Source organism: Sphingorhabdus sp., from assembly GCF_044374345.1.
Taxonomy (GTDB): Bacteria; Pseudomonadota; Alphaproteobacteria; order Sphingomonadales; family Sphingomonadaceae; genus Sphingorhabdus_B.
The window spans coordinates 1-6,534 of record NZ_JBILOS010000106.1 but is presented as its reverse complement, the minus strand read 5'-3'; the positions used below and the strand labels follow the sequence as shown (position 1 = coordinate 6,534).

General features: G+C 57.3%; 5 protein-coding genes. 3 read left to right on the top strand and 2 right to left on the bottom strand.

All coding sequences use genetic code 11. The features are described from left to right. From ACIQ5B_RS09635 to mltG, 3 genes are all read left to right on the top strand, one after another. A partial coding sequence (locus tag ACIQ5B_RS09635; RefSeq protein ID WP_397598828.1) for an acyl carrier protein occupies window positions 1–156 on the top strand: 156 nt, incomplete at its 5' end. A 148-nt stretch (window positions 157–304) separates the two neighbouring features. Next, window positions 305–1,561 (top strand): beta-ketoacyl-ACP synthase II, encoded by a 1,257-nt coding sequence (gene fabF / locus ACIQ5B_RS09630; protein WP_397598827.1) that lies wholly within the window; start codon window positions 305–307, stop codon window positions 1,559–1,561. 4 nt (window positions 1,562–1,565) lie between these two features. Next, the gene (mltG, locus tag ACIQ5B_RS09625; protein ID WP_397598826.1) at window positions 1,566–2,537 is read left to right on the top strand and encodes an endolytic transglycosylase MltG; all 972 of its coding nucleotides are present in this window, start codon (window positions 1,566–1,568) and stop codon (window positions 2,535–2,537) included. A 4-nt stretch (window positions 2,538–2,541) separates the two neighbouring features. On the opposite strand, the gene ACIQ5B_RS09620 is transcribed toward mltG, so the two are convergent. Continuing rightward, on the bottom strand, window positions 2,542–4,488 hold the full coding sequence (locus ACIQ5B_RS09620; protein ID WP_397598825.1) for an alkyl/aryl-sulfatase: 1,947 nt from the start codon (window positions 4,486–4,488) through the stop codon (window positions 2,542–2,544). 95 nt (window positions 4,489–4,583) lie between these two features. Next, window positions 4,584–6,534: primosomal protein N' (locus tag ACIQ5B_RS09615; RefSeq protein WP_397598824.1), on the bottom strand; the 1,951-nt coding region annotated here is incomplete at its 5' end.

Below are 6,534 nucleotides of genomic sequence, written 5' to 3'. Positions count from 1 at the left end.
GCAAGCTTCATCGACGATCTTGGCGCAGACAGCCTCGACATCGTCGAACTCGTCATGGCGTTCGAAGAAGAATTCAACGTTGAAATCCCTGACGATGCGGCTGAAAAAATCGCAACCGTTAAGGACGCAATCGACTTCATCAACAGCAACGGCTGAACCGTCTCGCGCGCTATGTCGCGCGGGCAGTTATAATTCCAGCGGCTTTCCGACCGGCGTCAACAGCGCTACCGTCGGAAAGCCGTTTGCATTTTGGCACTTGTTCGCGGTATTGGGCTGCGAAGATTAGCATTTTGGAGATAACGCAATGCGTCGTGTAGTGGTCACTGGACTGGGTCTGGTTACACCTTTGGGGCCTGATGTCGAAACGACATGGTCCAACCTGATTGCTGGCAAATCCGGCGCAGGCATGATTACGCGTTTTGACACCAGCGACCATAAATGTCATATTGCCTGCGAGGTGAAGCCAAAGGATCACGCATGGGGCTTTGACCCCGACAAGCGCGTCGACCACAAGGTTCAGCGGCAGGTTGATCCCTTTATCATTTACGGCATCGATGCCGCAGGTCAGGCATTGGAAGATGCCGGCCTCACCGAATTGACCGAAGAACAAAAGCTACGCGCTGGCTGCTCCATCGGATCCGGCATTGGCGGTCTTCCTGGCATTGAAAGCGAGGCATTGCTGCTCGCTGAAAAAGGCCCCGGCCGCGTCAGCCCGCATTTCGTGCATGGCCGCCTCATCAACCTGATCTCTGGTCAGGTCAGCATCAAATATGGCCTGAAAGGCCCCAATCACGCTGTGGTCACCGCCTGTTCCACCGGCGCGCACTCCATTGGCGATGCCGCACGCATGATCCGCGATGATGACGCCGACATTATGCTGGCTGGCGGCGCAGAGAGCACGATCAACCCACTGGGTATTGCGGGCTTTGCACAAGCGCGTGCATTGAACATGAGCTTTAACGACCGTCCCGAAGCCGCAAGCCGCCCTTATGACAAGGACCGCGACGGTTTTGTTATGGGTGAAGGCGCAGGCGTTATCGTTCTGGAAGAATATGAGCACGCAAAGGCGCGCGGCGCAAAAATCTACGCCGAAGTTGTTGGCTATGGCCTTTCGGGCGATGCCTATCACGTCACCGCGCCGCATCCCGATGGCGACGGCGCCTATCGTTCGATGCAGATGGCGTTGAAAAAAGCGGGCATGACGCCAAGCGATATTGATTATATCAACGCGCATGGCACATCGACGATGGCCGACACCATCGAACTGGGTGCTGTGAAGCGTTTATTTGGTGATGCGATTGCGAACGTCTCTATGAGCTCGACCAAATCCGCCATCGGCCATCTTTTGGGCGGCGCTGGCGCGGTCGAAAGCATTTTCTGCATCCTCGCGCTCCGCGATCAAATCGTTCCGCCAACGCTCAATCTAGACAATCCGGATGAAGGCACTGAAGGCGTCGATTTGGTTCCGCATGTGGCCAAAAAGCGTGAAGTGAAAGCTGTCCTGAACAACAGCTTCGGCTTTGGCGGGACCAATGCCAGCCTGATCATGAAGGCTATCTGACGATATGCGCCGCCTCGCCAGATGGGCGATATTAGCGGCGGCGCTGCTGCTTGCTATCATTGCCGGCAACTTCATCTACGGCTGGACTGCACCCGGTCCGTTGGAACGTGAAGTAACCGTCGTTATCAAGCCCGGTTCAAGCATTACCCTGGCCGCACAGCAGCTTGAAAAAGACGGTGTTATCAAGTCCGCCGATGCGTTCGTAAACCGCGCGCGAATTTTTGGCGGCACCAGCACGATTAAGGCTGGCGAATTCATCATCGAGCCGCAGGCGTCGAATGCCGAGATATTATCCATCCTGACCGGCGGCAAAACCGTCCAGCGGATGGTCACGATCCCCGAGGGGATGCCATCGATCATGGTCTACGAACGCTTGATGGCGAATGACCGCCTCAGCGGCACTATCGCAATGCCGGCCGAAGGCTCCGTGCTGCCCGACAGCTATGCCTTTGGCGTAGGCGAGCCGCGCGCTGCCGTGCTCAAACGCATGCAAGACGCGATGACAAAAACAATGGACGAGCTTTGGCCAAAGCGTAGCCCCAACACGGTCGTTAAAACGCCGCTTGAGGCGTTGACGCTGGCGTCGATTGTCGAAAAGGAAACCGCGCTGAAATCCGAACTGCGGATTGTGGCCGGGGTATATTCCAACCGCCTGCGCAAGGGCATGATGCTTCAGGCTGACCCGACTATCATTTACCCGATTACCAAGGGTAAACCGCTTGGCCGCCGCATCCGCAAATCCGAAATAGCCGACGTCAACGACTATAATACGTATGCGATGAGGGGCCTGCCAAAGGGTCCGATTGCCAATCCGTCACGCGCGGCGATTGCCGCTGTGCTGAACCCGCAAGCGACGAGCGCATTGTTCTTCGTCGCCGATGGCAAGGGCGGGCATGTGTTTGCCGACACCCTGCAAGAGCACAACGCCAACGTCAAAAAATGGTATGCAATTCGCCGCGAACGCGGGGAAATGTAACTCTTTAGGGTTCGACGATGTTGAATGCGCCCGGCATCGGGTCAAGCGCCGCCTGAAGCTTGTCAACGACCGACCGGTCGCCTTCGATCTTCAGCCCAGCCATTTGCAATTGCGCTGCCGGCATTTTCAGGAACAACAGAGCCAGGAACAGCTGACGCGGTCCGGAAACGGTTACGGCTGGCGCAGCATGGCCTGTTCCCATTTCGCTGATCATCACCGCATTGCCGACGGTGATTTTCGCCGTCTCCTTCCGGTCGGAAATCACAAAATTCAGCGTCAGTGCCGCATTGCCGATAATCTTCGGATCCAATCGGGTTGCGACAGAATCAAGCAACAGGCCAGTTGGTATCGCTGAAATCATGTCGATGCTTTGCGTACTTACGCCCGCCTTCATGCCGCGCCGTAGCTCGGCCGCACCAGTCAGGAACATGTTACGCCAAATCGCGGACTCCGCCTGATAGCCTTGCTGTTCATAGCTGTCGGCAAGCAACGCGCGGCCTTCAACATTTTTGGGATCGGCAAAAACTAGTTGATTCAACAGGTCCGACGACCAGCGATAATCCCCCGCCTTCATCGCCTTTTTGGCCGCCGCGAGCAGCTTCTTTGCCCCGCCCATGGCCGCGACCATTTTCGCCGCGCGAACTTCAGGCGGGTGGGGGTTAAGGTTGGCAGGGACGGCGTCATACCAACCCAGATAATATTGATATACGGCCTTCGAATTGTGGCTGTAGGTGCCGTAATAGCCTTTGTTGAACCATTGGTCGCCAATCGCTGGCGGCGCTTTCAACGCCTCGGCAATTTCGGCCTGCGTCATGCCCTTGTTCATCATGCGGACTGTCTGGTCGTGCAGATAGCGGTAATTGTCGCGCTGCCCCGACAACGATCCTTTGACTTCGGATTGTCCAAAGCGCGGCCAGCAATGGCTTGAAATCATTATATCGCTACGGTCGCCGTACAGGTTGACAGCTTCGTTGAGGAAGCTGGACCAGCTTAATGTATCGCGTACCTTGGCACCGCGCGGCGTCAGAATATTGTGCAGGCTGCAGGTTGCTATTTCGGCGGCCAAAAATGTGCGCGCTGCGGGAATGTAAACGTTCATTTCGGCTGGCGCTTCTGTCGCAGGCACCATTTGAAACTCAAGACTCACCCCGTCAATTTCGCGCACTTCGCCGGTTTTGCGAATGTCGATGGTTGGCGAAATGAGCGTAATGTCGCCACCGCCAATGCCTTTACCGATGCCACTGCCCATTTGACCCTGCGGCCCCGGTGCCAAGTTGGTGCCAAATTGGAATGTCGCCCGCCGTCCCATCGCCGAACCGGCCATCACATTTTCGGACGCTGTTTCAGCCAAAAAATGTTCGGGCGCGATAATGGCGACTTTGCCCGCCTTAACATCGGCTTCATTGACGATGCCGCGCACCCCGCCAAAATGGTCGCCATGGCTATGGCTATAGACAACTGCGGATACAGGACGCGAACCCAGCTTTTCATTCACAAGCTTCAGCGCCGCAGCGGCGGTATCACGGCTGGTCAACGGATCGATGATAATCCAACCCGTTTGCCCTTTGATGATGGTCATGTTGGACACATCAAACCCGCGCACTTGCCACATATTGTCGGTCACCGCATATAGGCCATGCTTGCGCAAAAGCCCCATGTGCCGCCACAGGCTGGGGTTTACCGTGTCCGGCGATGCCGAATTGCCCATCCAGTCATAAGCGCCCAAATTCCAGACAGGCTTGCCATCTTTGTTGGTGATGATGGGGTCCGCCAGACTTCCAAGAAACCCGCGATCTGCAAATTCGAGGTCACGGCCATCTTCGACCGGAAGCTGCGCCGCCATGCTGCGCTGTGCGGCAATGGTCGCGTCCGATGCTGGCTTGGCGTCTTGTGCAAAAGCACCTGTGGCTGACGCCGTGCTCAATAAAATGGCGTAAAAGAATTTCTGCATGTTGGTCTCTCCCCCAAAATTTTTTTTAACGATGCATCATAAGGCGGCGCAGGTAAATCAGGATTTTCGACCCGGGATTATCCAGCCATCAAAATTTATAAGAAACTATAGGGATCGACGTCGACCCCGACCCGAACGCTCCGGGGAAAATGCAGGCTGCCCAGCCATTCGCGAATGATGGTCTGTACCTCGACCGAACGTTGTGCATGGACCAACAACCGCTGGCGGTAACGGCCACGCAGCATAGCGAGCGGCGCTGGCGCAGGGCCATAGACATACATGCCGTCAACCTGCGGCGCGGCGCCACCGACTGCGCGCGCGGCTTCAATAGCCTCCCGTTCGTCTTCTGATGAAATGATGATCGCCGCAAAGCGCCCGAACGGCGGCGCACCTGCGGATTTGCGTTGCTCGGTTTCCGCATCATAAAATGCATCGCGGTCCCCTGCGACCAACGCGGCGATCACGGGGTGGTTGGGATTACGCGTCTGTATGAAAACCTCACCCGGTTTTTCACCACGCCCTGCCCGGCCCGCCGCCTGCGCGATTTGCTGAAATGTCCGTTCGGCCGCACGCAAGTCGCCGCCTTCAAGACCAAGGTCAGCATCAATCACGCCCACCAAGGTCAGCTCAGGAAAGTGATATCCCTTGGTCACCAACTGTGTGCCGATGATGATGTCGACCGCCTTGTTTTCAACCCGCGAGACGAACTCCGCGGCTTTTTCTGGCGACCATAATGTGTCCGATGTCGCAACGATGGTACGCGCATCGGGCAGCAGGCGATTTACCTCGTCACAAATCCGTTCAACGCCGGGACCACAGGCGACAAGCGTGTCGCTTTCGCCGCATTCAGGGCATTCATCGGGCGGCGGCATGACATGCCCGCAATGGTGGCACGCAAGCCGGCGAACCAGCCTGTGTTCGACCATCCAGCTTGTGCAATTGGGGCATTGAAAGCGGTGGCCACATGTTCTGCACAAGGTGAGCGGCGCAAAGCCGCGCCGGTTGAGGAACAGCAGGCTTTGCTCGCCGCGTTCCACGCGCTCTTCCAACGCCTTGAGCAATGTGGGCGCAATCCAATGTTGACGCTCGGGCGCGTCCAAGGTGAGGTCAATCGCCTTGATCTCCGGCATTTTGGCCGCGCCGAAACGGGACGGGATTTCCAACCCCTTATAGCGGCCAATCGTAACCATATGGCGCGATTCCAAAGCGGGTGTGGCCGACGCCAGCACCACGGGAAAGCCTTCAAAGCGGCCACGCATCACGGCAACATCGCGGGCATGGTACCGCACGCCATCTTCTTGCTTGAAACTGCTCTCATGCGCTTCGTCGACGATGATCAGCCGCAGATTGGCAAAGGGCAGGAACAAAGCCGACCGTGCACCGACAAGTACCTTTGCACTGCCGTCCGCCACCGCGCGCCACACACGGCGGCGCTGCGTTGACCGCAAATTACTATGCCACACGGCAGGCTCCACCCCGAAACGGGCTTCAAAACGGGCCAGAAACGGCGTCGTCAGGGCGATTTCGGGGAGCAGAACGAGAACTTGCTTGCCCAAGCGAATGGCTTCGGCAACCGCTTCAAAATAGGTTTCGGTTTTGCCAGACCCGGTCACACCGTCGAGGACGAAAGTATCAAACCCGCCCGAGCGCACGGCGGTGACCATTGCGTCTGCCGCGACCATTTGCGCGTCATTCAATTTTGGCGCGCCGAAATCTGCAATGGGTTCAGGCAGCGGAGAATCGACGCTGATCGTGACAGGCTCAAAAGCCCCTGCCTTTATCAGCCCGCGGATAACAGCATCGCTAACCCCCGCTTCTGCCGCAAGCTCACGAACAAGGCCTTGCGCACCTTCCAATGCGTCAAGCGCCACGGCGCGTTGCGGGGTGAGCCGAGCGGGTTCAAAGCCGGTGCGCCGATACTCAATGATCGTACCAGACACCGTAAACGCCGCAGACGATGCCAGGACCATCCGCAACACCGCGGCATGGCTGGTCAGATAATAATCGGCGACCCAGTTGACGAGGCGGCGCAACCCTTGCCCAAGT

Bases quoted from the DNA above. Each gene is read 5' to 3' on its own strand.
- fabF (WP_397598827.1), top strand. From the start codon at position 305: ATGCGTCGTGTAGTGGTCACTGGACTGGGTCTGGTTACACCTTTGGGG.
- mltG (WP_397598826.1), top strand. From the start codon at position 1,566: ATGCGCCGCCTCGCCAGATGGGCGATATTAGCGGCGGCGCTGCTGCTT.
- ACIQ5B_RS09620 (WP_397598825.1), bottom strand. From the start codon at position 4,488: ATGCAGAAATTCTTTTACGCCATTTTATTGAGCACGGCGTCAGCCACA.